This window comes from Burkholderia sp. EMB26 (assembly GCF_024730645.1).
GTDB lineage: Bacteria > Pseudomonadota > Gammaproteobacteria > Burkholderiales > Burkholderiaceae > Burkholderia > Burkholderia cenocepacia.
On record NZ_CP078071.1, the window covers coordinates 2,319,182 to 2,343,451 of the forward strand.

The window sequence follows — 24,270 nt, forward strand, 5'->3', positions numbered from 1 at the left end:
CGTCACGCGTCGTCCGCGGCCGACACGGTTGCGGACGCACCCTTCAGGCACTCGATGAAGTGCAGCGCGGCCGGCGTCAGCAACGCATGCCGCCGCATCACGATCGCGACCGTCAGCGCCGGCATCGGCTCGGCGAGATTCAATGCGACGATCCCGCGTGACTGGCGTTCGACGTCGGCGAGCGGTCGCGCGAACACGCCGAGCGCCTCCGTCTGCGACACGAGCCCGAGCGTCGCGGCAAACGACGGGCAGTGCACCACGCGTTTCGGCACGTCGAGGCCGAACGGCATGAAGATCGAGCGGATCAGGTCGTCGCCGCCTTCGCCGTAGCGCGGCACGCACCAGTGCGCATCGACGAGCTCGCGCAACGAGCGGGCCCGCGCGAGCCGATGCCGGCTTCGCGCGACGACCGCGAACGCCGTGCGGAACAACGGAATGCTCGCGAATTCGTCCGGGTCCGGCAGCGCGTTCGACAGTTGGTGCGTGACGATGAAGTCGAGCGAGCCGTCGCGCAGCCGCGCGAGGTCCGTCGCGGTCAGTGCATCGTCGACGTTCAGCGTCGCGCCGGGCAGGTCGCGCGTGAAGGCCGCGAACGCGCGCGGCAGGATCGTCAACGCGACGGTCGGGCTGACCGCGATCGATACCGAGCCGGTCGTGCCCAGCCGCAACTGCTCGATCTCGTCGCGCGTGCGCTGGATCTCCTCGACGATCAGCCGCGCGCGAATCGCGAATGCGCTGCCGTAATCGGTCAGCGCGATCCCCTTGACGCTGCGCACGACGAGCGGCACGCCCAGCTCGTGTTCGAGCTCGCGCACGATGCCGCTGACGGCCGGCTGCGTGACGCCGAGCGCACGCGCCGCACCGCGAATGGTGCGATGCTCGGCGACCGCGAGAAACGCATCGAGTTGCTTGAGCTTCATGGGCGATCGATCCAGTGAGAAAGAAAGCACGGGAGTCCGGGTGGAACGCCGGGTGACAAGTAAAAATTATCGTCCACAACGAAATCTTGGATTTTTCTTATTGGATCGAGTGTATATGCTCGGTGCTTTTCAGGAGCGGCGACGATGATGCGCGTGAACCAGCAGAGACTGTGGGATTCGCTGATGGAGATGGCGACGATCGGCGCGACCGCGCACGGCGGCAGTTGCCGGCTCGCGCTGAGTGACGACGATGCGCAAGGCCGGCGCCGCTTCATCGCATGGTGCGAGGCCGCGGGCTGCGAGATCCGCATCGATCCGATCGGCAACGTGTTCGCGCGCCGGCCCGGCACGCAGCCCGGCTTGCCGGCCGTGATGTGCGGCAGCCATCTCGACACCCAGCCGCTCGGCGGCCGCTTCGACGGCGTCTATGGCGTGCTCGCGGGCCTCGAGGCGATCCGCACGCTGAACGAGCACGGCATCGCGACGCGGCACCCGATCGACGTCGTCGCGTGGACCAACGAGGAGGGCTCGCGCTTCACGCCGGGCATGATGGGCTCGGCCGTCTATGCAGGCGCGCTCGATCTCGACTACGCACTGGCGCGCCCGTGCATGCAGACGGGCGTGCTGCTGCGCGACGAACTCGAGCGCACCGGTTTCGCCGGCCCCGCGCGCGAGCGACAGATGCCGAAAGCGTATTTCGAAGCGCATATCGAGCAGGGGCCGGTGCTGGAGCAGGCCGGCTTGCCGATCGGCGTCGTGACGGGGGTGCAGGGCATCTACGAGCTCGACGTCACGGTGACCGGCTTCGAGTCGCATGCGGGCACGACGCCGATGAGCGTGCGCCGCGACGCGATGGGCGTGGCGGCCGCGATGATCGCCGCGATCGTCGCGCACGGCCATGCGTTCGATGCCGACGCGCGCGTGACCGTCGGCCATGTCGCGTGCCAGCCGAATTCACCGAGCACGATACCGGGCAAGGTGCGCTTCAGCGTCGACGTGCGCCACCCGTCGCGGCCGGCGTTGCAGCAACTCGTCGCCGATATCGAGGCGATCTGCATGGAGCGCACCGCGCTGCGTGGCACGCGCGTGCAGGTCCAGACGATCGCCGAATACGCGCCGGTGGTGTTCGATGCGGACTGCGTCGCGCGCGTGCGGCAGGCGACGGCCGCCGCCGGCTATCCATACCTGGAGATGTGCAGCGGCGCGGGGCACGACGCGGTGAACCTGTCATACGTCGCGCCGTCCGCGATGGTGTTCGTGCCGTGCAAGGCCGGGCTCAGCCACAACGAAGCGGAAGATGCCGATCCGGTACACCTCGCGCAAGGCGCGTCGGTGCTGGCGAACCTGCTGGCCGATTGCGCGCGTTGACTGCGTCGCCGGGTGCGGTTCGGCGCGCCCTTGCCAGCGTGAAAATGTCGGACAATGGCCGCTGCGCGCGCCGCGCCGGCGCCGTGCGTTCAACCGAAGCATTCACGCTTGCGAGATCCCCATGTCGACTCCCTTTCCCCGGGAACTGCTGAAGGCCGCCGATATCGCGAAGATGGAACCGACGCGCGCGGTGCATTCGCTCAATCCCAATGCCGTTCGTCTCAAGCGCCCGCTCAGCGACCTGACCGGGCTGACCCAATTCGGCGTTCACCTGCTCACGCTGATGCCCGGTCACGAATCGGCCGAATATCACCGCCACCTGTACGAAGAGGAATTCGTGTACGTGCTGTCCGGCACCGGCGCGGTGACGATCGGCGAGCACGCCAGCGAAATCGGGCCCGGCGATTTCATCGGCTTTCCGCGCGGCGGTGACGCGCATACGGTGCAGAACACCGGCGATGCGCCGCTGGAGCTGCTCGTCGGCGGTCAGCGGCTCGAGCACGACGTGTGCGAATACCCGCGAATCGGCAAGCGGCTTTATATCGCGGGCGAGCTCGAGGAGTATGTCGAGCTGCCGAAACAGCCGTAATGGCGAATTGCATTCGCCGTGACGGATTCCGTATAAAAATCGAATCAATCGCCTTTTGTTTAGATAAACAAAATAAAAATTCGTAAAAACACGGGGTAGAGAAAACGCGTTTATTTGGGCACGCTGGTGCCCATTGTCCGTTTCTGGGCGCCGGTATTTCGATAGGTCGGCGCATCTTTTTTCGGATACCAGAATGCGGAAATAAATACGCGCCCGGCATTTTCGACCGATTGCGCGGGGGCGCGACAAGTCACGAAAAGATTCCTGATCGAAAGCTCAGTAGTTCGAACCAACGGCTTGATTCAAGAACGAAACGGAGACAGGCGATGTCGAGGAACTGGGGGTTGGGAACGGCGCTGCTGGCGCTGTGCGTGGCCGTGGCTTCTTGCGGCGGCGATGGCGATTCGCCGTCGGCCGTGGCGGCGAACATGTCGACGTCCGCGCAGTCGCAGGGCAATGAGAGCGGCAACGGCGGCAACGACAACGGCAACGGCAACGGCAACGGCAACGAAAGCGGCAACGGCAACGAAGCGGCAAGGAAAAACGCCGACATCCGCGTCGTCCAGTACGTCAACCCGCTGATCGGCACCGACTACGCGACCGACCAGCCGGCCGACCCGGTCGGCTCGGGTCTCGGCGGCGGCACGTTCCCCGGGCCGACGGTGCCGTTCGGGATGATGCAGTGGAGCCCGATGACGCCCACTGCGCAATACGACGGGCGCAAGGGCGACGGCTCCGGTTTCTCCGGCGGCTACTGGTACGGCGACACGTCGATCAACGCATTCAGCATCCTGCATCTGAGCGGCACCGGCTGCTGGGCGAACGGCGGCTACCTGAACGTGATGCCGCAGCTCGCGCCCGGCGACGCCGGCACGCCGGCCACGTTCGATCACGCGAACGAAACCGCGCAGGCCGGCTATTACGGCGTCACGCTCGGCAACGGCATCAAGGCCGAGCTGACGACGACGTTGCGCACCGGCTTCGCGCGCTTCACGTACCCGGCGCTCGCGCAGGGCCAGCAGGCGACGATCGCGATCGATCCGACCGTGCTGAACAACCGCGCGCAAGGCACGACGAGCGACACGGTCAGCCAGATCGGCGACCGCGCGCTGTCGGGCACGATCGCGGGCGGCGGATTCTGCTGGGCCGGACATGCGGTGCCCGTCTACTACTACGCGGAATTCAGCCAGCCGTTCGCGGCGAAGCCGGCGCTGTCGAACAACCGCCCCGTCACGCTGACCTTCAACGTCGACAGCAAGCATCCGGACGTGATGATGAAGCTCGGCATCTCGTTCGTCAGCGAAGCGAACGCGAAGGCGAACCTGCGTGCGGAGAATCCGGCAACGGATGGGCGAGGCGAACGGAACTGGCGTTTCGACAAGGTGCGCCGCGCGGCGAGCGCCGCATGGAACGCGCGCCTGAACGCGATCCAGGTCGCGGGCGGCAGCGATGCCGACAAGACCAAGTTCTATACCGCGCTGTATCACGCGTCGCTGCATCCGAACGTGTTCAACGACGTGAACGGCCAGTATCCGGATTTCTACGCGTCGAACGGCGCATCGACCGCGCCGACGCGTCAGGTCGAAAACGGCCGCACGATGTACGCGAATTTCTCCGGCTGGGACATCGACCGTTCGTTCATCCAGTTGCAGGCGCTGCTCGATCCGGTGCGCACCAGCGACATCGTGCAGTCGCTCGTGCTCGATGCGAAGGCCTGCGGCGCGTTCCCGCGCTGGGCGTACTTCAATACGGAGACGGCCGTGATGCCCGGCGATGCGGGCTCGATCATCACGGCGAACGCGTATGCGTTCGGCGCGACGCACTTCGATACGCAGGCCGCGCTGGCGATCATGAAGGCCAGTACCGCGCCGGGCGCCGCGTGCGCGGGCACGCCGGTGATGGGCAGCCGCGCGGACTACGACCGGCTCGGCTACGTGCCCGCATCGGGCAGCGGCGACAACCAGACCGCGTCGAACACGCTCGAATACGCGCTGCGAGATTTCGCGGTGTCGCGCTTCGCGACGGCGCTTGGCGACACGGCGACGGCCGGCGCGCTGCTGAAGTCGAGCGGCAACTGGCAACACCTGTTCGATCGCGGCGCGATCCGGCCGAAGACGTCGGCCGGCGCGTGGGTCACCGACGGGTCGGGCTTCATGGAAGGCAATGCCGAGCAATACACGTGGTACGTGCCGCACGATCTCGCCGGCGTGATCGCGCAGGCGGGCGGCGCCGCGCCGGTCGTCAAGCGGCTCGACACGTTCTTCACGCACCTGAACATCGGCACCGAGCAGCCGTATTTCTACGTCGGCAACGAAGTGACGATGGCCGTGCCGTGGGTCTACGCGTGGGCCGGCGCGCCGTCGCATACGCAGCGCGTGCTGCACGCGTCGCTCGCCAACGCGTTTGGCCCCGGCGCGGCGGGGCTGCCCGGCAACGACGATCTCGGCGCACTGTCCGGCTGGTACGTGTGGGCCGCGCTCGGTCTCTACCCGGTCGTGCCGGGCGTGAGCGGCGTCGCGCTGTCGAGCCCGCAGTTCGAGGCGATCACGGTGCGCGTCGGGCAGCAGGACGGCAGCTACCGCCTGCTGCACATCGCCGCGCCGGGCGCGGGTTCGGGCGACAGCGCGTCGTTCTACGTGAAGTCGCTGAAGCTGAACGGCACGTCGTGGCCCGCCGCGTGGCTGCCGCTCGAGCACATCGCGAAGGGCGGGAAGCTGACGTATGCGATGACGGCGGATGCGAGCGCCGCGACGTGGGGCGTCGATGCATCCGCGATGCCGTCGTTCCCGCGGGCGGCGGGCGCGCAATAGGGCGGGAGGATCGAAGAGCGGGTCTTGCCGACAGGATCGACGCAGAGAGAGGGAGGGACGAACGGATGAAGCTACGTCACGTGGTGGGTATCGGATGCCTTGCCGTGTTGTCGGGGTGCGGGGGCGATCAGGGGGCGACGGATGCAAGCGTGCTCGCGCAGATGTCGAACGCACCGGGCAACCAGAACGATCAAGGCAACCAGAACGACCAGGGCGATCAGAACGATCAGGGGGAAAACGGCGCGCACAAGCGATCGGTGCTGCGCAGCGTCGATCCGATGATCGGCACGGCCAACCTCGACATCAACGCGGACTGGAGCAGCGGCGTGCGCGGCCACGGCCACGTGTATCCGGGCGCGACCGTGCCGTTCGGCATGGTGCAGCTCGGGCCGGACACGACCGGCGGCGCGCATACGCTGCCGTGGAACTGGGATCGCACGTCCGGCTACCAGTACGACGATCCGTTCATTACCGGCTTCACGCATACGCACCTGTCGGGGACCGGCATCGGCTCGGGCGGCGAAGTGCGGTTCCTGCCGACGCTCGCGCCGGTCGATACCGCGACGCTGGCCAAGGTCGCCGCCGATGCATCGATCACCTACGACGCGTCGTTCAGCCACGACGACGAAACCGCGAGCCCCGGCTACTACCGCGTGAAGCTGGCGCCGGTCGGCAGCGGCAACACGCCGTGGAACGTGCAGGGCGCGAAGATTCTCGCAGAGATGACGGCAACCACGCACGCGGGCGTGCATCGCTACACGTATTTCCCGAGCGCGGCGACGCAGAAGCGCAGCATGATCGTCAGCATCGACAACCCGATCGGCGGCTCGACCGCGAGCGGCAAGATCCAGGTCGTCGACGCGCAGACGATCGCCGGCTGGCAGTTTACGAACAACTGGGCGAACGACAAGCCGACGTATTTCGTCGCGCGGTTCTCGAAGCCGTTCGATACGCAGCACGTCGCGTTCAGCGCGGACGGCTTCAAGGCGTACCTGACGTTCGCCGACGGCGGCAATGGCGGCGCGGTCACGGTGAAGGTCGGCATCTCGCCGTCGAGCATCGCGGATGCGCAAGCCAATCTGGCGGCGGAAGTGGGCACGAAGTCGTTCGACCAGGTGCGCGGCGCGGCGGAGCGCGTGTGGAGCGCCGCGCTCGACCGGGTCCGGATCAAGGGCGGCACTGCCGACCAGCGGACGATGTTCTACACGTCGCTGTACCGCACGATGCTCGCGCCGACGGTCTACAACAACGCGGACGGCAGCTACGTCGGCATGGATTCGTCGAACGACGGCACGACGTCGCCGCCGACCACGAGCAAGCATGCGAATCCGGGTTTCGACTATTCGTCGACGTTCTCGCTGTGGGACACGTTCCGCGCCGAGGCGCCGCTGATGACGCTGGTTCAGCCCGAACGCGTCGACGGCTGGGTCAAGTCGCTGCTCACGCAGTTCAGGCAGAACGGCAAGGGCGAACTGCCGGTGTGGCCGCTCGCGCAAACGGAAACCTTCACGATGGCCGGCCACCCGTCGATTCCGATGATCGCGGATGCGTACCTGAAGCACCTGACGAGCGCGGGCATCGACGACATCTGGACCGCGTTGACGACCACGCAAAGCGCGAGCGCGCACGGCTTCGACCAGTATCGTCAGCGCGGCTACGTCCATGCGGGGGACAACGCGTCCGTGTCGACCACGCAGGACTATTCATTCGACGACTGGGCGACGGCCGCGGTCGGCAAGGCGGCCGGCAAGGGCACGGCCGACTACCAGCCTTATCTGACGCGCAGCCAGAACTACCGGAACGTGTTCAACCCGGTGCCGAACAACGGCTGGAAGTTCTCGCAGCCGAAGGACGCGCAGGGCAACTGGGTCGCGGGCTTCGATCCGACGGCCGCCGAGAAAACCGACTTCTCCGAGTCGAATTCGTGGGTCGACACGTGGAACATCTTCCACGACTTCCCGGGCCTCGTCGCGCTGCTCGGCGGCAAGAGCCAGTTCGTCGCGCAGCTCGACCGCACGTTCGATCCGGCCAACCCGCTGACCTTCCAGTACAACCAGGGCTTCCCGGACCTGACCGGCCGCAGCGGCCAGTTCTTCGCGGGCAACGAACCGGCGAACCACCTGCCGTACCTGTACGACGTCGCCGGCATGCCGTCGAAGACGCAGGACCGCGTGCGCACGGTGATGGACGACATGTACTCGCTGACGCTCACAGCCGGCGATCGTGCATTGCTGAGCAGCGACAGCCTGAAGGCCGCGCTGAACGATCCACGGCGCGTGCGCGATGCGGCGATCCCCGGCAACGACGACTGCGGCCAGTTGTCCGCGTGGTACGTGCTGTCCACGCTCGGCATCTATTCGCTGAATCCGGTGGGCGGCGTGTTCTATTTCGGTACGCCGCTGTTCGAGGAGGCGTCGATCGATATCCCGGTGGCGTCGGGCAGCGGCGCCGGCGGCGCGTTGAAGTTCGGCGGTGCGCGACGCTTCACGATCACCGCGCATACGGCGTCCGGCGCCGCGCCGTCGTCGGTCAATCGCTACGTGCAGTCGGTCAGCCTGAACGGCACGCCGCTGCATCGGCCCTACATCACCTATGACGAGATGAAGGCCGGCGGCAGGCTCGATTTCGTGATGGGCTCGACGCCGAACGATGCGTGGGTCAGTCAGTGGAACGGTCAGGACCCGAACAGCGCGCTGGCGCCGTCGTTGTTGGCGGCCGGCGGCACGACCCGCGCACAGTAGCAGCACGTGCGCCGTCATGGCGCGCCGCCGGCAGCGCAGCCCGATTCATCGGGTAGCGCCGCCGGCAGGCACGAAGGGGCCGGATCGATTGCGCTTCGATGCTGTGCCCCGTCGCGCTTATGATGCGGGAACGCCACTGACAGGGTTCCACGCCATGGACGCGCCGCTTCCGCCGATGTCTGCCCCGATTGCCGAAACGGCACCTGAAACCGAAACCGCCGGCGAGCCGCGCGCGGCGCGCGTGCATCGGCCGGTCGCGCTCGTCACCGGCTCGACGTCGGGGATCGGCGCGGCCGTCGCACGGCGTCTCGCGGCCGACGGCTACGCAGTCATCCTGCATTCGCGCAGCTCGGCCGACACCGGGCGGGCGATGGCACGCGAACTCGGCGGCGCATATGTGCAGGCCGATCTCGCCGACGATGCCGAGCGCGTGCGGCTGATCCGCGATGCGCTCGCCGTGCACGGGCGGCTCGACGTGCTCGTCAACAACGCGGGCGCCAGCCGCGTGATTGCGCATGACGACCTCGCGGCCGCCACGCCCGACGTGTGGCGCGAGATGCACGAAATCAACGTGATCGCACCGTTCCGGCTGGTGGCCGAAGCGGAGGCCGCGCTGCGCGAGTCGGCGTCGCGCGGCCGGGCCGGGTGTGTCGTGAACGTCAGCTCGCATGCGGGCGTGCGGCCGAAGGGCGCGTCGATTCCGTATGCGGCCGCGAAGGCCGCGCTCAATCACACGACGCGGCTGCTCGCCCGCACGCTCGCACCGGCGATTCGCGTCAACGCGGTCGCGCCGGGGCTCGTCGACACGCCGCTGACCGCCGACTGGACGGACGCGCAGCAGCTCTGGCGCGAGCGCGCGCCGATGCGTCGCGCGGCGACGCCGGACGATATCGCGCAGACGGTCGCGATGCTCGTCGCGTCCGATTACGTGACGGGCGAGATCGTGATGCTCGACGGCGGGTTGAGTCTGACCTGAGGCGGCTGATGCGGTGATGCGGCGGCGCGCAGGCATCGCGTGTTGCGCAACCGCCGAGGTCGTTCGTACGCGCGATCGATCAGCCGAGGTTCGACCGCAGCCGTGCGAGCGCCTGATCGTGCGTGCGCTCGAACTTCAGCGGCGTGACCGAGATATACCCTTCGCCGAGTGCGACCGTTTCCGAATCCGCATCGTCGTCGCGCGGTGCACGCGCAAGCTTCAGCCAGTGATAGTCGATCTCGCGCGGATCGCGTCCCGACACGATCTCGACGCCCTGCAGCATGCCGGCGCCCTGGTTCGTCACCTTCAGGCCGCGCACGTCGTCGGCCGGCCGCGGCGGGAAATTCACGTTGAGGCACGCGTCGCTGTCCCAGCCGGCCGCGACGAGCCGGCGGATGACGTCCGGCGCATGCGCGAGCGCGGTGCCCCACGGCACCGCATTGCGATCGGTGAAGGCCTGGCTCAGCGCGATGGCCGGCACGCCGACCAGCATGCTCGTCATCGCCGCGCCGACCGTGCCGGAAAACACCGTTTCGGTGCCGAGGTTCGCGCCGCGATTCACGCCGGACAGCACGACGTCGGGCCGCGCGCCCTTCATCAGGTGGCTGACCGCGATCGCGACGCAGTCGCCGGGCGTGCCGCGCACCGCGAAGCGGTGCTCGCCCTTGCGATGCACGCGCAGCGGTTCGTGCAGGCTCAGCGAATGCGACGTGCCGCTCTGGTCTTCGGCTGGAGCGACGATCCACACTTCGCGGGCGAGTTGCGTGGCGACCTGTTCGAGTATGTCGAGGCCGGGAGCGTCGAATCCGTCGTCGTTGGTGAGCAGGACACGGTCGAACAGCGGGCGGGTTGCTTGCATCGGGGCGATCCTCGCGAAGGGCAATGAGACGGGAAGGGGAAGGGCGGCGTGGCGCAAGCCACAAGGCTAGCACTCCCGCGCGAGGATCGTCGTGTCGCGCGCATGACGCCGGCCGGCGTGGACGTGAAAACGGGCGCATCGCGCGCCCGTTCGTCGTGTCGTGGAATGCGGTGCCGGGGTGGCCGGCGGCACCGCTCAGCCGAGCAGGTAGCGCAGCACGCCGGCCGACACGACGCCAACGATGACGGTCGGCAGGATCGACAGGCGCGTCGCCGCAAGCAGCGTGACCGCGAGCGCGAGCAAGTCGGCCGGGCGCGTCGACACGAAGGCCGGCGCGATCACCGAGATCAGCACGCAGCCCGGCACGTTCTCCATCACCGACGCCATGCGCGGGCTCAGTGTGCGGTTGCGCAGCAGCACGTAGCCGAGAATGCGCGACAAGTAGGTGGTCGACGCCATCAGCACGATCGTCGCGACCGTGCCGAAATCCGGAAGCTCAGGCATCGCGCGGCTCCCACAGCAGCGCGGCGATCAGCCCCGCGCAGGCGCCGGCCGCGACGTACCACGCACCGGGCAGCGCGAGATGGGTAGCCGCCGCGACGACGAGGCTCACGAACCACGGACGGCTCGCGCGCACCCCTTTCCACATCCCGCGCAGCAGCACCAGAAACACGGCCGTGAACGCCATGTCGAAGCCGTACTGTTCGACGTTGCCGATCGTCGGGCCGACCGCCGCGCCGAGCGTCGTCATCGAGATCCACGTCAGGTAGAGCCCCATGCAGATGCCCGCGTAATAGGGCACGCTGATGTGCGTGGCCGAGCGCTCGCGCGCGTCGGCGAGCGACATCGCCCAGCTCTCGTCGCACATGAAGAACAGCGCGACGAACGCGCGGCGGCGCGGCAGGCGCCGGATATACGGCTCGAACGCGGCGCCCATCAGGATGTGGCGCGAATTCACGAGAAACGACATCGCGACGATCAGCGCGATGTGCGGCGGCGACGTCCACAGATGGATCGCCGCGAATTCGGAGCCGCCGCCGAAGTTCAGGCCCGTCATCATCGGCACCTCGAACAGGCTCAGTCCTTTCTGCGCGGCCTGTGCGCCCAGCACCAGCGCGAACGGCACGAAACCCAGCATGACGGGCAGCGCCGCGCGCAAACCGCGACCCATCTCGGCGACATAGGCGGGCTTGTCGCGAAGCCCGGACGACGTTGAAACGCTACTGCTCATCACTCCTCCTTCGGGGGAGGAATTGTCTGCTTTTTTGACTCGAATCGGGTTGCGTTGTCGCCAGATTTTTCTCAGAATTTGGCATTGAACGCGTGATACACGAATTTTTTGGAATCGGATGCCAAATGAAACTTGACGCTATCGACCGCCGGATCCTGAGCGCGCTGCAGCGCGACGGCCGCATGCAGAACGTGGAGCTCGCGCACGAGGTCGGGCTGTCGCCGTCGCCGTGCCTGCGGCGCGTGCGGCTCCTCGAGGAAGCCGGCGTGATCGAGAAGTACGTGGCCGTGCTGAACCCGGCGAAGGTCGGCAAGGGGCTGACGATTTTCACGCGCGTGTGGCTGAAGGGGCAGGACGCGGAATCGGTGAACCGTTTCGCCGAGGCCGTCCAGCAGATGCCGGAAGTCGTCGAATGCCATCTGATGGCCGGCGACTGCGATTTCCTGCTGCGCGTCGTCGCGGCCGACATCGACGATTACCGGCGCTTCCAGATGGAATACCTGACGCGCATCCCCGGCGTGCTCAGCGTGAAGACCGACATTCCGATGCAGAAGGTCAAGCTCACGTCGGCGCTACCCACCTGAAGCGGGGCGACGCGCGGGGCGCGTGACGATGCGTCGACGATGAGCGGCATTGCACGGTGACAATCGCCCGATACACTGACGGAGTGAGTCGCATCGCCTGCATTGCCGGCACGGTCATGCGGTGTTCGATGTGCAAGCAACTAACGGTCAATGCCGACGCGCTCGGCCGAGCGGCGCTGCGTAGCGCGCCGGGTTACGCGTCGACGCGAATGCGTTTTTTCCTGTCAAGCCCTACATGCAGCCATTCAATACGCCGTGGAATTCGCTGGAAATCGTCAAGCTCGTGCTCGGCGTGCTGACGCCGTTGTCGGTCGCGTGTCTCGGCTGGCTCGTCGCGCGCCGGCTGCAGCGGCTCGAGCTCGTGCAGTGGACCAACCAGCGGCTGATCGAGAAGCGGCTCGCGCTGTACGACGCGGTCGCGCCGCAGCTCAATGCGCTGCTGTGCTTCTACACGTGGATCGGCTACTGGAAGGACATCTCGCCGGACGACGTGATCCGCGCGAAGCGCGACCTCGACCGCACGTTCCACATCTACCGCTACCTGTTCGACGACGACGTGTACGACGCGTATCACACGTTCATCCACGCGCTGTTCGAGATGCATACGGGGCCGGGCCGCGACGCGCGGATCCGCTCGCTGATCCAGGCGCCCGACGGCGACCGCAGCGTGCACGGTTCGTATGAATGGAAGCCGGTGTGGTCCGAGCGTTTCTCGACCGCGAATGTCGTGTCGAAGGACGACGTGCTGCGGCATTACACGCGGTTGATGGAGCGGCTGCGCGTGGCGCTGGGTGCGACGCGCTGAAGGGTGCTGGGTTCGGGCGCTTCGCGTGTCACGCCAGTATCGAAATCCGCCACCCGGCGGCGCGGATTCCAGCCCTTGCAGATGAAGCGGATGCGGCGTGCGGCTGCGCCTGCCATGCTCGCGTCATGTCCACTCGCGCGAGGTTCGTATGGTCGTCGACCCGGGCCGCCAGCCGCTTCTGATCCGTTCGCCCGGCGCGCGCCGGCGGCGGCTCCTTTCCGCCGGCGCTCCCGACTCGCTTGCCGAGCCGTTGCCGGCCGAACCGGAAATCGGCGACATCGTCTTCATCCGCGTCACCGTGCGGCCGTTTCTCGAAGTGGCGAGCGCGACGCGTTCATGGACGAATCACGTCGGCATCGTCGTCGGCGAGCGCGGCGGCGAGACGCTGATCGCCGAAAGCACGTTTCCGCTGTCGCGCGTCACGACGATGTCGCGGGTTCTCGCGCGCTCCGATCGCGGCGCATGCGTGATCGCGCGGCTCAGGCAGCCGCTCGACGCCGCGCAGCGTCGTGAACTCGTCGCCGCGGCGATGCGCCGGATCGGTGTGGTCTACGACACGGGTTTCAATCTCGCGTCGCGCCGGCAGTTCTGCTCACGTTTCGTGCGCGAGGTCGTGTGCGAGGCGACGCGGATCGTGCTCGGCGACGTCGAGACCTTCGACACGCTGCTGCACCGGAATCCCGATCATCCGCTCGGCTTCTGGAGGATCTGGTATTTCGGCCGGATTCCGTGGCACCGCCGCACGGTGACGCCGGCAAGCATCCTCGATAGCGGTTCGTTGCGCGTGGTGATGGACACGCGTGATTCGGGCACCGGTCGCGACGGCTGACGGCCTCGTGTGTCGTCGGGGCTCGCACGGTTCCGTTCGCGCTGCTGGCTGCCCTCAGTGCCGTCCCGCCATCGCGAGCCGCGCCGCCAGCCCCACGAACACCGACCCCAGCAGATACTGCGGCACCTTCGACGGCCGGCGGCGCGCGCCGATCCGCTGGCTCAGCCGGCTCGCGGACAGAATCACCGCGCCGTTTACGACGAGCCCGATCAGGTTGAGCACCGTCGCCAGCACGAGAATCTGCACGGCGATCGAACCCTGCTCGGGCCGCACGAACTGCGGGAACAGCGCGAGCACGAACAGCGCCATCTTCGGGTTCAGCAGGTTGGTCGTCAGCCCCTGGCGGAAGATCGTCGCGGTCGAGCGGCGACGTTGCGACGCGACGGGCGACAGCGCGGTCGCGTCCGAACGGAACGTTTTCCAGGCGAGATACAGCAGATACGCGGCGCCGGCGAAGCGCACGACGTCATACGCGAGCGGCACCGCGACGAAGAGCTGCGACAGACCGAACGCGGCCGCCAGCGCGTGGCAGTAGGTGCCGGCCTGAATGCCCGCGAGCGTCGCGAAGCCGGCGCGCCGGCCCTGGCTCACGCTGCGGGACGCGATCAGCAACATGTCGGGGCCGGGCGTGATGGTCAGCGCGAGACACGCGCCGGAGAACAGCGCGAGCGTGGAGAGGTCGATCATGGCAGTCCCTTTTGCTGGTGCGGCGTAAAAGGGAACTCAGTGTAGGAGGGCGCGCGAGGCCGGTCAATCGAGCGAACGGACGATGGCCTGGCGGCACGGATCGCATGACGCATGCATTGCGCATGCGCCGCCTGCACGCCGTTCACTGCTTGCGACAGGCAACCTGATAGTCGATCACGGTGTTCTCGGAAGGCCGGTCCGGCTCGCCGCCCACCGTCGTCACGCCGAGCACGCCGGCCGCATTCCGGTAGCGCAGCGCGCAATACCCGACGCCGGTGCCCGAGCACGCTTCGGCTTCGATAATGCCGTGCTTCGCGAGCGTTGCAGCCCCGTCCATCGCGTCCGGCTTCTCGCGCGGCCGCAGCGGTTGCCAGCCATGCGCGATCAGTATCTTGCGGGCCGCGTCGAGCGGCTTGCCGTATACGTTCGGCACGACCGCGCGGCCGCTGCAGTGCGTGCTTTCGGCGGCGACGCGGGTCAGCCGCAGGCCGCCGTTTTCCTCGTGCAGCTCGCCGACGGGCGCTCCGGGGCCGTCGCCGCCCCAGACGAGCAGTGCACCGTTTTCCAGACGATCGACCGAGCCGAGCTGCCAGCCCGCCTTGCGCGCCGTGTAGCCGAGCGCGACGAGCGTCGCGCCGTCGAATACGCCGAGGTTGCCGTTGCGCGCGAAACAGATCGCGCTCGTGCCGGCGTTGAATCCGCTCGCGAAGCTCACGACCGTGTAGCGCCCGAGCGGTGCCTCGGATGTCACGATCCAGTCGCGCTTCGCGACTTCGCGGCCGGCCGCCGTGGTCGCCTTCGCGCGATATTGCGTGCAGAACGGATCGAGCGAACCGCTTTCAGGCGAGTGCGGCAGCGTGCCGAGCGGCACGAGCGACGCTCCGGCGATATCGGAGGCCGTGCGCAGCGGCTCGGCCGATGCCGTGCCGCCGAACGTGGCGCCGGCAAGTACCGCGATCGAAACGATCGACGCCAGATGCCGCGTGAGCGGCGAGGCAACGGAAGGAAGCACGCTGGTTGTCTCCGGGGAAAGTGGGACGGGCGCGGCAAGCGCTTTTTCGCCCGTCCGTCACGGTCGCGCGCGCCGCCCGGCGGTACGCGTGCGTGTCGCCGCCGACTCAGTCCTTCGCGACGACGTCGATGCGCAGTGCGTCGCCGCCGGCCACGATCGCCAGCAGACGGTCGACGTTCGGGTGCGCGCCCGGACGATTGCGTGCGTCGGCCGTATGCTCGGCGAACACCGCGAGGCCGTGCTCGGCCGCTTTCGCGTCGAGCGTGCCGAACGCCTGCTTCAGATAGTGGTACACCGCGAGCGAGCCCTGCTTGCCCGGCTGGTTCTCGATGGTCGCGACCACGTCGCCGTTCGCGCCGACGAGATCGATGCGCGCGATGCCGTCGATGGCCGGCAGTTGCGCGAGGTTGTCCTTGAATACTGGGGTCGGTTGAATCACTGAAAACACTCCGTCGGTTCGGTCATGGGCCAAGGTGCGTGGCCGGCCGTATCTTATCCGATCGGCCTCGGTGCACCGGCCCGCGTGCCGGTGCCGGCCGTGCGCCACGCGAGCGCCGCGCCCCCGAGCTGCAGCGCGCTGCCCGTCAGCATCGCGACCCGCAGCCCCGACGCGCCGCCGCCGCACGCGTCGTACAGCGCGCCCAGCAGCGCGACGCCGAAGACCGCGCCGATCATCCGCGTCACGTTCATCAGCGATGCCGCGGTGCCGGCGCGCGCGGCGTCGACCGCGCCGACGGCCGTCGCGGCCAGCGAGCCGACCGCGAGGCCGAGGCCCGTGCCGGTCAGCGCGAGCCCCGCCTCGGCCCACGCGAGCATCGGCGCGTGCGGATTCGTCGACCCGGCCGCGCCGATGCCGATCGCGGCGAGCCCGAGTCCCATCAGCGCGACGCCGCCCGCGCCGGCCGTGCGTGCGCCGACGCGGGCCGCAACGGCACCGGAGCCGAACGACACGAGCGCGAACGGCACCGACATCGGCAGCAGCGCGAGGCCGGCACCGGTGGCGTCGAGCACGTGGCGGCTTTGCCATGCGAGCGGCAGCACGAACAGCATCCCGTAGCCGCCGAACGTCATCGCGCCGTTGCCGACCAGCATCCCGCGGAACGTGCGATTCGCGAACAGGTCGAGCGGCACGAGCGCGGCCGTGCCGAGCCGCCGTTCGATCCGCACGAACAGCGCGATCGCGGCCGCGCCGGTCCCGATCAGCAGCGCCGCGCGCAGCGGGTCGTGGCGCGCGTCGATCGTCGCGAATACGACGCAGCCGATCGCGATCGCACCGAGCACCTGCGCGGCCGGGTCGAAGCGCCGGCCCCGCGGATCGGCCGATTCCGGCACGACGGCGCTGGCGAGTGCGATCGCGGCGATGCCGAACGGAATCACGACGCCGAAGATGCTGCGCCAGCCGAACGCGTGGATCAGCACGCCGCCGAGCGTCGGGCCGACGATCATCGCGATGCCGCCGCACGCGGCCCAGATGCCGAGCGCGCGTGCGCGTTCGGCCGGATCGCGCCAGAGCACGCGGACGATCGCGAGCGACGCGGGGATCAGCAGCGCGGCGCCCGCGCCGGCGAGCGTGCGGCCCGCGATCAGCACGCCAGCGTCGGCGCGAGCGCGCACACGACCGACGCGCCGCTCAACACCGTCGCGCCGAGCACGAATGCACGCCGCCGGCCGTACAGGTCGTCGATCAGGCCGCCCGTGAGCAGCAGCAGCACCGCATACGCGAGGTTGTACGCGTCGATCACCCACTGCAGCGCGGCGACGCGGGCGCCGAACGCGGCGCCGATCGGTTCGGTCGCGAGATTGACGATCGCCGTGTCGATCTGCGCGATCAGCACGGCGATGCACAGCGCCGGCAGCACGAGGCGGTGCCGGGCCGGCGCGGCGACATCGGCCGCACGGGTGGCAGCAGGGCGGCGTATCGAATTCACAGGCGTTCTCCCGCGCGCTTCATTACCGTGCGCTACCGGCCAGCGTGCCCGCGTCGCGCGAACGCTCGATGTCGGGGCTGCGATACGCGCGTTCGGGAATTTCGGCGAGCCGCGACGGATGCACCTGCCGCGGCGCCAGCCCGTAGAACTTCTGGAAGCTCATGATCAGCGGCGACCACTTGTCCGGATCGATGCGGTCCGGATGACCGTCCATCAGCAGGTCGGGATGCACGTGCACGCGCTGGATGCGCAGCTCGAACACGCGGATGCGGCCGCGCAGGTCGGGCGTGTCGTCGCCGATTCCGTAGGTGGCCGCGACGACCGCCTCCATGTGCACCGGGCATTCGAGCGCGCGCGGCGGCGTGACGGTTTGCGATGCCGCTTCGGTCAGCCCGGCCGTGCCGAACTTGTCCGGTTCGAATACGTAGCCTTTCGCGCGCTTGCCGTCGGGTACCGGGTACGTGCCCGTCGTGCGCGCGATCCGGTCGACCGCGTCCGCCTGCGCCGACGACGGCAGGTTCAGCACGCATTCGCCGGTGCGCAGCAGGTTGCGGGTGGTTTGCGAACTGGCGGCGATGCCGATCACGCCGCGCCAGCCGAGCCAGAACGCGGACGAGATCGGCGCGAGATTGGCCGTGCCGTTTTCGTTCAGCGTGCTGACCAGCACGACGGGCGTGCCGAAGTAGAGGATGTTCGGTTCGGTGACGCAATGCGGCGCATTCATGGTCGAAGCCTCGTTGACGGGATCGGTTCCCATGCTGATCCCGTCGCGGCGATGCGGCGCTCCGATTCTTGTCGTGTCATTCCGGACGATGCGCGCGGACCGCGCCGGCAGCGCGCGGGCTTTTCCGCTACAGTAAGAAATCGAAGGCCGCACGCGCCCGCATCGCGCCGGCGCGTGCAGTCACGTTCCGCCAACGCACACGAGGGCCTGATGGACACCGAGCAACGCTATACCGCCAACGCGCCGACCCGCGCGGAAGTCGACGCACTGGGCGGCGCAACCGTCATCGAATTCGGCGCGAACTGGTGCGGGATCTGCGCAGGCGCGCAGCCTGCGATCACGGCGTCGTTCTCCGCGCATCCTGCCGTGCGGCACCTGAAGATCGAGGACGGCCCCGGCCGTCCGCTCGGCCGCTCGTTCGGCGTGAAGCTGTGGCCGACGCTGGTCTTCCTGCGCGATGGGGTCGAAGTCGCGCGCGTCGTGCGCCCCGCCGACGCGAAACAGATCGAAGCCGACGGCTTCGCCGCGCTGGCCTGAGGTCATGGCGATGCAACAGGCCATCACGCACGTCGGCGTCGATACGCGCGGCAGCGGCCTCGTCGAAGTCACGCCGCAGGTGCGCGCGTTCGTCGACCAGCAGGCGATCCGCACCGGCCTGCTCACCGTGTTCTGCCGCCATACGTCGGCGTCGCTGCTGATCCAGGAGAATGCGGACCCGTCGGTGCAGCGCGATATCGAACGCTATTTCGCGACACTCGCGCCCGAGGACGACACGCGCTACGAGCACGACACCGAAGGCGCCGACGACATGCCCGCGCATCTGCGCACGGCGCTCACGCAGGTGCAACTGTCGATCCCGGTCGAGCACGGGCGCATGGTGCTCGGCACGTGGCAGGGGATTTATGTGTTCGAGCATCGCCGCGCGGCGCACCGGCGTGACATCGTGCTGCATCTGATCGGCGAATAAGCGAGCAGACGAGCGGACGAAAACGCGTGACGCCGCGCCGGCGCGCGGCTCAGGCGAGCAGCTTCTCGACGAGCGTGCCGAGCTCGCGCAGGTGGACCGGCTTCGGCAGGAACGCGTCGAACACCCGCTGGTTCTCGCGCAGCGCCGCCGATTCATACGCGCTGACGCCGAGGATCGCCGGATGCCGGCCGTCGTCGTCGGGTTGCGCCATCGCGCGAATGCGCCGCGCCACGTCGAATCCGCTCAGGTCCGGCAGTTCGAGGTCGAGCACGACGAGATCGTAGCGGCCCGTGCCGAAGCGCGCGGCGCCTTCCTGTCCGGTGCCGCACAGATCCGCCTCGAGGCCGAGCGCCGACAACATCGCGCCGAGCGTTTCGCGCGCGTTGTCGTTGTCGTCGACTACCAGCGCGCGCCGGCCGCGGTGCGCCGGTACGGCCGGCAGCGCGGGCACGTCGCCAGCCGCGGTGCCGGCCGTATCGGCGCCCGGCACTTCGACCGGCAGCGTCACGACGAACTCGCTGCCTTCGCCGACCACGCTGCGCACGTCCACATGCCCGCGCAGCGTCGTCACGATTTCGCGCACGACCGCGAGCCCCATGCCGATCCCGTCTACGTGCAGCCCGACTGCGTCGTTCGCGCGATAGAACGGCTCGAAGATCTTCGACAGATGCTGCTTCGCGATGCCCGCGCCGGTGTCGCGCACGGCGATCTTCAGCTGCTGGCCGGCCGGCGCGTCGGCGAGCGTGATCGCCACCGTGATCGAGCCGCCGGTCGTGTACTTGACCGAGTTCTCGATCAGGTTCGACAGTACCTGTCGCAGCAGCTTGCGATCCGAGCAGATCGCGAGGCCGGCCGGCTCGACGTGCTGCGTGACCGTGATCCGTTTCGTCGCGATCCTCTCGCGCAGCGGTTCGAGCACTTCGGCAAGCAGCGGCGCGATGCCGACGGTATCGAGTTCGGCGACGCGCTTCGTCGAGCGCAGCTTGATGTAGTCGGTGAGGTCCTTGACGAGCGCCTCCAGTGACAGCGCGGAATTCTGCAGCCGCCGGATCGTCTTCAGGTTCGCGTCGGACTGCGGGCGCGCGAGCAGGATCTCGATCGATCCGCAGATCGCCTGCAGCGGCGTACGCAGTTCGTGGCTGACCATCCCGAGGAACGCGTTCTTCGCCTCGATCATCTCGAACGCGCGGTCGGACGCCTTGCGCTCCGCATCGAGCGCCGCGTTTTGCCGCTCCAGCAGGTCGTCGCGCGTGCGCATCGTATAGAACAGCAGCAGGAACAACGCGCACAGGATCACGCCGAGCACGATGCCGAGGATCAGGATCGCGCGCTGCTTGTCCTTCAGTTGATGGAACGTGAAATCGCGCTGCGCCATTTCGATCGCGCGGAAGTAGTTCGCGAGGCCGTTGACCTTCGGCCAGTACGCGTTGACTTCGTCGATCACCTGACGCGCCTGCTTCGGCGAGTCGCGCAGCAGCGGCACTTCGCGCTTCAGGCGCGTCATGAATTCGCCAAGCGCGTCGATCTCGTTGCGCGCGCGCGGGATGCGCAGCCAGTATTGGGACACTTCCGACGGCCGCTGCAGGAACCCGAACGACACCGACAGGCTGTCGAGCTGCATCTGCAGGTGATCGAAGTCATCGTCCTCGCGCGTCGCGTAGAGAATCAGCTGGCGATCGAAGCGGGTATACACGTTGCGGTATTGCGCGGCGGTCCAGAACACGCCTTCGCGCGGCCCCTCGAGCACGCCCTCGTTGACCGAGGTGGCGAGGAGATCCCACAGCAGGAACGCCCACGCGGCGAACCCCATGATCCACAGCGAGCCGAGGACCAGGATGATCTTTCTATTTTTCCATCGCCGCCGCGTCATGTCACTTCACGGTCAGACCGATGATCTGCCACGCGAACTTCGCTTCGCCGAGCGGCGTCTTCAGCTCGTCGGGATACTGGTCGCGCGGATACATGATCCACAACGGGCCGTAGTTGTCGTTGCCGAGCACCTTGCCGTTCATCGTCCGCGCGAGGATCACGCCGTATTTGTCGGCGTCCGACACGGGAATCGTGAACGTGTATTCGTCGATGCAGCGGAATTCGATCTGCGTGCCGTGCGCGCCGACCGTCTTCAGCACGTCGGACAGGCGCGGCCCGGTGAAGGTCGCCTTCGGCGTCCAGCTCGTCGACGTGACGATCGTATGCTGCGGCAGCGCCATCAGCGCCTGCTCGGAAAAGACGTAGGTCATCTTCCCCTGCTGATTGCTCTTGCTGATCTTGCCGTCGACGGTAAACGTGAACGACGACGCGGCCCATGCCGCGACGGTCATCCCGAGCAGGCAGGCCGTCAGCAGGCTTTTGATCCAGATGGTTGAAACGCGCATGTCTTTCCCTCGGTCTGGTGGTGCGGGTAGCGGGTTGTCGTTCCGGCGGCGGTTTCCGGTTCTCAGTTCGCGGCCGACGCCGCCGGCAGCGTGAGTTTCAGTTCGCGGGCGACTTCCGCGAACAGGATCGGCAGGCGCACCGGCTTTTCTTCGCAGCGCGCGTTGTAGTGCGACACGATGTGCGCGATTTCGTCCTCGCTCGCTTCGCCGGTCGAGATCTTGCCGGTCAGCAGGAAGATCGGCGCGCCGCTGTTCTCGCTCGAGCGGATGCCGCGCACGAGTTCGGCGGCCGTCTGGTCGCCGAGCATCCAGTCGAGGATGTAGCCGTCGAAATCCTCGACTTCCAGCGCCTTGCGGAAGCTCGCGCCGTCGAAGTACGGAATCGCGTTCACGCCTTTCTCGATGAAATATTCACAGACCGTTTCGGCGACGTCGTGCGAATCGTCGACCACGGCGATCCGCGCCGCATACACGTTCGGCTGCGCCGAGCGCAGCTCGATCAGGTCGACCGGATACGTGCGGCCCTCGCGTGCGTGCTCGCGCTCGGTGACGATCCATTCGCCCTGCCACTGCAGCGCGACGAAATCCGTTTCGATCTGGCTGGTGGCTTTCGTCGAGATCGCGGCGCGGCAGCGAAAGCGCTTCGACTCGATCACGAACGTCGCGTCGATCATCTCGGCCGCGGCCGGCTGCGTGCCCTTGTCGTCGAGCAGGATCGCGGGCGGCACGCCGAAGTGCGTCGCGATGTCCTGCAGCTGCGACAGGTTCCACGGAATCAGGCCTTTCATCTTGCGCGTGACGACCGAGAAGCTCAGGCCGAGCACGTTCGCGATCGTCGTGTTGTGACTGCGCGGCGGAATGCCGTTCCGGTTCAGGAGATCGCGCACCTTGTTGGCGGTGATGAGATCGACGTTGGCCTGCTCGGTGGTGGACATCTCGATGGGGTCTCCAGGGGTTTTGGCGAGGGAGAGCATATCAAAGCTGACGCGTCACGCAAACTTTAAAGACGCGAAGGACCTTGACATGCCATTTTTCTCCATTATTATTGCTCACCACGTCACTATTGTTTGTCGCGTCATGTTTGGAGATCGATCCCGGCATAGTCGGGTCAGCGAAAAGCGGCAGCAATGAAATAGTGACGGAACGATTCGAAGAGAGAACCTGAGAGAGCCTAGGACTGCGTGTCGGCGTAGGCGGATGGAATTGTATCCGCTGCGCCGCGCGCAACCAGGTACGAGCTCACGGGGTGGGATAGCTCGAAGAATTGCGGCGCCAATAAAACTTGAGGAAAGTACCAAATGTATCGCCGTTTACTCGCACCGGGGCTGCTGTTGCTGTTGGCCGCGTGCGCGCAGGATCCGTCGGTCACCGCCAGCACGGTACGGATCTGCGACGACACCGGTTGTTCCGATCGCCCTAAAGATCAGGTCTCCTATCAAAAAAGGGACGATGCGGAAGACCGGGACGATCCGCGCATCGCCGCGCTCAAGCAAACCGCGAAGACCCAGCCGAAGGCCGCCTACGACCTCGGCCTCCGCTATTTCCGCGGCGACGGCGTGCGCCAGGACAGCTACCAGGCGCTCAAGTGGATGCGCGAGGCGGCCGAACGCGGCGACCTGAACGCGCAGAAGGCGCTCGGCAGTTTCTACCTGTTCGGCCTCGAGGAAATGGGCTCGGATGCGCGCGAAGCGGAGAAGTGGCTGTCGATCGCGGCCGCTCGCGGCGACAGGGAATCGAAAAAGCTGCTCGATCTCGCGCGCAAGGCGAAGAAAGAGGACGAAGAAGACTGGAAATGGCGCACGCAATGGCGTGACACCTATTACGGCTACTGGTACTCGGGCTATCCGTACTACGGCGTCTGGCAGCAGACGTACTGGTACTACTGACCGGGCATCGGGCAACGGGGGCAGCCGCGGGGAGACCACCATCGCGCGCCGCGCCGGGGGGCTTATCGAAGTTCGCACGGACACATAAGCCGAACAACGACTCTAATCGATCGACAACGACAATGAAGACCAACCTTCTCCAACGTCTCACTCAAGGTGCGCTGGTGGCAGCGCTTGGCGCGTCCGTCGCGGGTTGCGGCGGCGTGGTGACGCCCGGCGGGCAGAACGCCGGCGTGACGGGCGCCGCGGCTGGCGGCGCGAGCGCCGGCGCCGATTCGCAACTGCAGCGCTGCACGTCGCCGCTCGGCACGATCGCGGTCGACGACGGCCGCAATGCCGACTGGTGGGGCCCGTTCGGCAGCGCGACCAAGATGACGACGATCGACCCGCTGCTGCGCCTGGCGGTGCAGCAGTCGAACTGCTTCGTGATCACGTCGATCGGCAACCAGAAGAGCGACGCACGCCTGTCGCGCATCACGCAGCTGCAGCGCAACTCGGGCGAATACCGCGCGGGCTCGAAGCAGCAGAAGGGCCAGCGTGTCGCGGCCGACTACTACATGGAGCCGCAGATCGTGATCAACGATTCGCCGATCGGCGGGATCGGCAGCATGATCGGCGGGCTGATCGGCAACAGCGCGGTGGCGGCGGTGGCGGGCCATCTGCAGACGAAGGCGTCGGTGGTGACGCTGACGCTGTTCGACGTGCGCTCGGCGGTGCAGATCGCGGCGTCGGAAGGCAGTTCGACGGCGACGAACTACGGCGCGGCGCTGGGCGGCTTCGGCGGCGGCGTGGGCGGCGCGCTGGCGGGCTTCTCGTCGACGCCGGAAGGCAAGGCGACGGTCGTCGCGTTCATCGATGCGTACAACAAGATGGTCGTCGCGCTGCGCAGCTACAAGGCGCAGGACGTGAAGGGCGGGCTGGGCCGCGGTGGCCAGCTGCAGGTGAACTGACGTTGCCGGGCCGGCGGGATGCCGCCGGC

The 24,270-nt window shown here is 67.5% G+C and carries 23 protein-coding genes and 1 pseudogene; 12 read left to right on the top strand and 12 right to left on the bottom strand.

Features of this window, described 5'->3' with window-relative positions; all coding sequences use genetic code 11:
- Positions 1-2: 2 nt before the first annotated feature.
- Entirely contained in the window at positions 3-920 is a 918-nt protein-coding gene (locus KU887_RS27140; RefSeq protein WP_006494622.1) for a LysR family transcriptional regulator, read from the bottom strand.
- 144 nt (positions 921-1,064) lie between these two features.
- Here KU887_RS27140 and KU887_RS27145 point away from each other — a divergent pair, with 144 nt between their 5' ends.
- The 5 genes from KU887_RS27145 (at position 1,065) to KU887_RS27165 (ending at position 9,404) form a co-directional block, all read left to right on the top strand.
- A complete protein-coding gene (locus KU887_RS27145) occupies positions 1,065-2,288 on the top strand; it encodes a Zn-dependent hydrolase (protein WP_258256162.1) in 1,224 nt (407 codons plus the stop codon).
- A gap of 121 nt (positions 2,289-2,409) precedes the next feature.
- Entirely contained in the window at positions 2,410-2,877 is a 468-nt protein-coding gene (locus KU887_RS27150) for a cupin domain-containing protein (RefSeq protein ID WP_006488377.1), read from the top strand.
- Positions 2,878-3,203: 326 nt separating this feature from the next.
- On the top strand, positions 3,204-5,687 hold the full coding sequence (locus KU887_RS27155) for a GH92 family glycosyl hydrolase (RefSeq protein WP_258256172.1): 2,484 nt from the start codon (positions 3,204-3,206) through the stop codon (positions 5,685-5,687).
- A gap of 65 nt (positions 5,688-5,752) precedes the next feature.
- On the top strand, positions 5,753-8,428 hold the full coding sequence (locus KU887_RS27160) for a GH92 family glycosyl hydrolase (protein ID WP_258256174.1): 2,676 nt from the start codon (positions 5,753-5,755) through the stop codon (positions 8,426-8,428).
- A gap of 154 nt (positions 8,429-8,582) precedes the next feature.
- Positions 8,583-9,404, top strand: coding sequence for an SDR family NAD(P)-dependent oxidoreductase (locus KU887_RS27165; protein ID WP_124478236.1), 822 nt, complete (start codon positions 8,583-8,585; stop codon positions 9,402-9,404).
- Positions 9,405-9,483: 79 nt separating this feature from the next.
- Here the strand turns inward: KU887_RS27165 and surE are convergent, their stop codons facing one another.
- The 3 genes from surE to KU887_RS27180 form a co-directional block, all read right to left on the bottom strand.
- Complete coding sequence (gene surE / locus KU887_RS27170; RefSeq protein ID WP_258256175.1) at positions 9,484-10,263, bottom strand: 5'/3'-nucleotidase SurE; 780 nt, start codon at positions 10,261-10,263, stop codon at positions 9,484-9,486.
- 195 nt (positions 10,264-10,458) lie between these two features.
- Positions 10,459-10,767, bottom strand: a complete 309-nt coding sequence (locus tag KU887_RS27175) for an AzlD family protein (RefSeq protein ID WP_078041264.1) — start codon at positions 10,765-10,767, stop codon at positions 10,459-10,461.
- Entirely contained in the window at positions 10,760-11,494 is a 735-nt protein-coding gene (locus KU887_RS27180; protein ID WP_006486303.1) for an AzlC family ABC transporter permease, read from the bottom strand. The genes KU887_RS27175 and KU887_RS27180 overlap by 8 nt, the downstream gene beginning before the upstream one ends.
- 125 nt (positions 11,495-11,619) lie before the next feature.
- Here KU887_RS27180 and KU887_RS27185 point away from each other — a divergent pair, with 125 nt between their 5' ends.
- The 3 genes from KU887_RS27185 (at position 11,620) to KU887_RS27195 (ending at position 13,712) form a co-directional block, all read left to right on the top strand.
- Positions 11,620-12,078: an Lrp/AsnC family transcriptional regulator gene (locus KU887_RS27185; RefSeq protein WP_006486309.1), complete on the top strand. Its 459-nt coding sequence runs from the start codon at positions 11,620-11,622 to the stop codon at positions 12,076-12,078.
- 235 nt (positions 12,079-12,313) lie between these two features.
- A complete protein-coding gene (locus KU887_RS27190) occupies positions 12,314-12,883 on the top strand; it encodes a hypothetical protein (protein ID WP_258256192.1) in 570 nt (189 codons plus the stop codon).
- A gap of 148 nt (positions 12,884-13,031) precedes the next feature.
- On the top strand, positions 13,032-13,712 hold the full coding sequence (locus tag KU887_RS27195; RefSeq protein WP_258256193.1) for a YebB family permuted papain-like enzyme: 681 nt from the start codon (positions 13,032-13,034) through the stop codon (positions 13,710-13,712).
- 54 nt (positions 13,713-13,766) lie between these two features.
- On the opposite strand, the gene KU887_RS27200 is transcribed toward KU887_RS27195, so the two are convergent.
- From KU887_RS27200 to KU887_RS27220, 5 genes and pseudogenes are all read right to left on the bottom strand, one after another.
- A complete protein-coding gene (locus tag KU887_RS27200) occupies positions 13,767-14,399 on the bottom strand; it encodes a LysE family translocator (protein ID WP_011548435.1) in 633 nt (210 codons plus the stop codon).
- A gap of 142 nt (positions 14,400-14,541) precedes the next feature.
- Positions 14,542-15,411, bottom strand: a complete 870-nt coding sequence (locus KU887_RS27205; RefSeq protein ID WP_258256197.1) for a PASTA domain-containing protein — start codon at positions 15,409-15,411, stop codon at positions 14,542-14,544.
- Positions 15,412-15,517: 106 nt separating this feature from the next.
- Positions 15,518-15,850: a DUF2322 family protein gene (locus tag KU887_RS27210; protein WP_006493310.1), complete on the bottom strand. Its 333-nt coding sequence runs from the start codon at positions 15,848-15,850 to the stop codon at positions 15,518-15,520.
- Positions 15,851-15,903: 53 nt separating this feature from the next.
- A pseudogene (locus KU887_RS27215) lies at positions 15,904-17,339 on the bottom strand (MFS transporter).
- 22 nt (positions 17,340-17,361) lie between these two features.
- On the bottom strand, positions 17,362-18,063 hold the full coding sequence (locus KU887_RS27220) for a flavin reductase family protein (protein WP_027812970.1): 702 nt from the start codon (positions 18,061-18,063) through the stop codon (positions 17,362-17,364).
- A gap of 210 nt (positions 18,064-18,273) precedes the next feature.
- Here KU887_RS27220 and KU887_RS27225 point away from each other — a divergent pair, with 210 nt between their 5' ends.
- Both KU887_RS27225 and KU887_RS27230 read left to right on the top strand, forming a co-directional pair.
- Positions 18,274-18,600, top strand: a complete 327-nt coding sequence (locus KU887_RS27225) for a thioredoxin family protein (RefSeq protein ID WP_006485487.1) — start codon at positions 18,274-18,276, stop codon at positions 18,598-18,600.
- Positions 18,601-18,610: 10 nt separating this feature from the next.
- The gene (locus KU887_RS27230) at positions 18,611-19,030 is read left to right on the top strand and encodes a secondary thiamine-phosphate synthase enzyme YjbQ (RefSeq protein WP_011548430.1); all 420 of its coding nucleotides are present in this window, start codon (positions 18,611-18,613) and stop codon (positions 19,028-19,030) included.
- 49 nt (positions 19,031-19,079) lie between these two features.
- On the opposite strand, the gene atsR is transcribed toward KU887_RS27230, so the two are convergent.
- The 3 genes from atsR to KU887_RS27245 all read right to left on the bottom strand — a co-directional run bounded on the left by atsR (position 19,080) and on the right by KU887_RS27245 (position 22,340).
- Entirely contained in the window at positions 19,080-20,900 is a 1,821-nt protein-coding gene (gene atsR, locus KU887_RS27235; protein ID WP_258256212.1) for a hybrid sensor histidine kinase/response regulator AtsR, read from the bottom strand.
- Position 20,901: 1 nt separating this feature from the next.
- Entirely contained in the window at positions 20,902-21,405 is a 504-nt protein-coding gene (locus tag KU887_RS27240) for a molybdopterin-dependent oxidoreductase (RefSeq protein WP_053526381.1), read from the bottom strand.
- A gap of 62 nt (positions 21,406-21,467) precedes the next feature.
- Entirely contained in the window at positions 21,468-22,340 is an 873-nt protein-coding gene (locus KU887_RS27245) for a helix-turn-helix domain-containing protein (protein ID WP_023477227.1), read from the bottom strand.
- A gap of 363 nt (positions 22,341-22,703) precedes the next feature.
- Between KU887_RS27245 and KU887_RS27250 the strand changes: the two genes are divergently transcribed.
- Both KU887_RS27250 and KU887_RS27255 read left to right on the top strand, forming a co-directional pair.
- Positions 22,704-23,291, top strand: coding sequence for a tetratricopeptide repeat protein (locus KU887_RS27250; protein WP_258256218.1), 588 nt, complete (start codon positions 22,704-22,706; stop codon positions 23,289-23,291).
- 122 nt (positions 23,292-23,413) lie between these two features.
- Entirely contained in the window at positions 23,414-24,241 is an 828-nt protein-coding gene (locus KU887_RS27255) for a hypothetical protein (RefSeq protein ID WP_006498538.1), read from the top strand.
- Positions 24,242-24,270 lie beyond the last annotated feature (29 nt).

Bases quoted from the DNA above. Each gene is read 5' to 3' on its own strand.
- KU887_RS27140 (WP_006494622.1), bottom strand. From the start codon at position 920: ATGAAGCTCAAGCAACTCGATGCGTTTCTCGCGGTCGCCGAGCATCGC.
- KU887_RS27145 (WP_258256162.1), top strand. From the start codon at position 1,065: ATGATGCGCGTGAACCAGCAGAGACTGTGGGATTCGCTGATGGAGATG.
- KU887_RS27150 (WP_006488377.1), top strand. From the start codon at position 2,410: ATGTCGACTCCCTTTCCCCGGGAACTGCTGAAGGCCGCCGATATCGCG.
- KU887_RS27155 (WP_258256172.1), top strand. From the start codon at position 3,204: ATGTCGAGGAACTGGGGGTTGGGAACGGCGCTGCTGGCGCTGTGCGTG.
- KU887_RS27160 (WP_258256174.1), top strand. From the start codon at position 5,753: ATGAAGCTACGTCACGTGGTGGGTATCGGATGCCTTGCCGTGTTGTCG.
- KU887_RS27165 (WP_124478236.1), top strand. From the start codon at position 8,583: ATGGACGCGCCGCTTCCGCCGATGTCTGCCCCGATTGCCGAAACGGCA.
- surE (WP_258256175.1), bottom strand. From the start codon at position 10,263: ATGCAAGCAACCCGCCCGCTGTTCGACCGTGTCCTGCTCACCAACGAC.
- KU887_RS27175 (WP_078041264.1), bottom strand. From the start codon at position 10,767: ATGCCTGAGCTTCCGGATTTCGGCACGGTCGCGACGATCGTGCTGATG.
- KU887_RS27180 (WP_006486303.1), bottom strand. From the start codon at position 11,494: ATGAGCAGTAGCGTTTCAACGTCGTCCGGGCTTCGCGACAAGCCCGCC.
- KU887_RS27185 (WP_006486309.1), top strand. From the start codon at position 11,620: ATGAAACTTGACGCTATCGACCGCCGGATCCTGAGCGCGCTGCAGCGC.
- KU887_RS27190 (WP_258256192.1), top strand. From the start codon at position 12,314: ATGCAGCCATTCAATACGCCGTGGAATTCGCTGGAAATCGTCAAGCTC.
- KU887_RS27195 (WP_258256193.1), top strand. From the start codon at position 13,032: ATGGTCGTCGACCCGGGCCGCCAGCCGCTTCTGATCCGTTCGCCCGGC.
- KU887_RS27200 (WP_011548435.1), bottom strand. From the start codon at position 14,399: ATGATCGACCTCTCCACGCTCGCGCTGTTCTCCGGCGCGTGTCTCGCG.
- KU887_RS27220 (WP_027812970.1), bottom strand. From the start codon at position 18,063: ATGAATGCGCCGCATTGCGTCACCGAACCGAACATCCTCTACTTCGGC.
- KU887_RS27225 (WP_006485487.1), top strand. From the start codon at position 18,274: ATGGACACCGAGCAACGCTATACCGCCAACGCGCCGACCCGCGCGGAA.
- KU887_RS27230 (WP_011548430.1), top strand. From the start codon at position 18,611: ATGCAACAGGCCATCACGCACGTCGGCGTCGATACGCGCGGCAGCGGC.
- atsR (WP_258256212.1), bottom strand. From the start codon at position 20,900: ATGACGCGGCGGCGATGGAAAAATAGAAAGATCATCCTGGTCCTCGGC.
- KU887_RS27240 (WP_053526381.1), bottom strand. From the start codon at position 21,405: ATGCGCGTTTCAACCATCTGGATCAAAAGCCTGCTGACGGCCTGCCTG.
- KU887_RS27245 (WP_023477227.1), bottom strand. From the start codon at position 22,340: ATGTCCACCACCGAGCAGGCCAACGTCGATCTCATCACCGCCAACAAG.
- KU887_RS27250 (WP_258256218.1), top strand. From the start codon at position 22,704: ATGTATCGCCGTTTACTCGCACCGGGGCTGCTGTTGCTGTTGGCCGCG.
- KU887_RS27255 (WP_006498538.1), top strand. From the start codon at position 23,414: ATGAAGACCAACCTTCTCCAACGTCTCACTCAAGGTGCGCTGGTGGCA.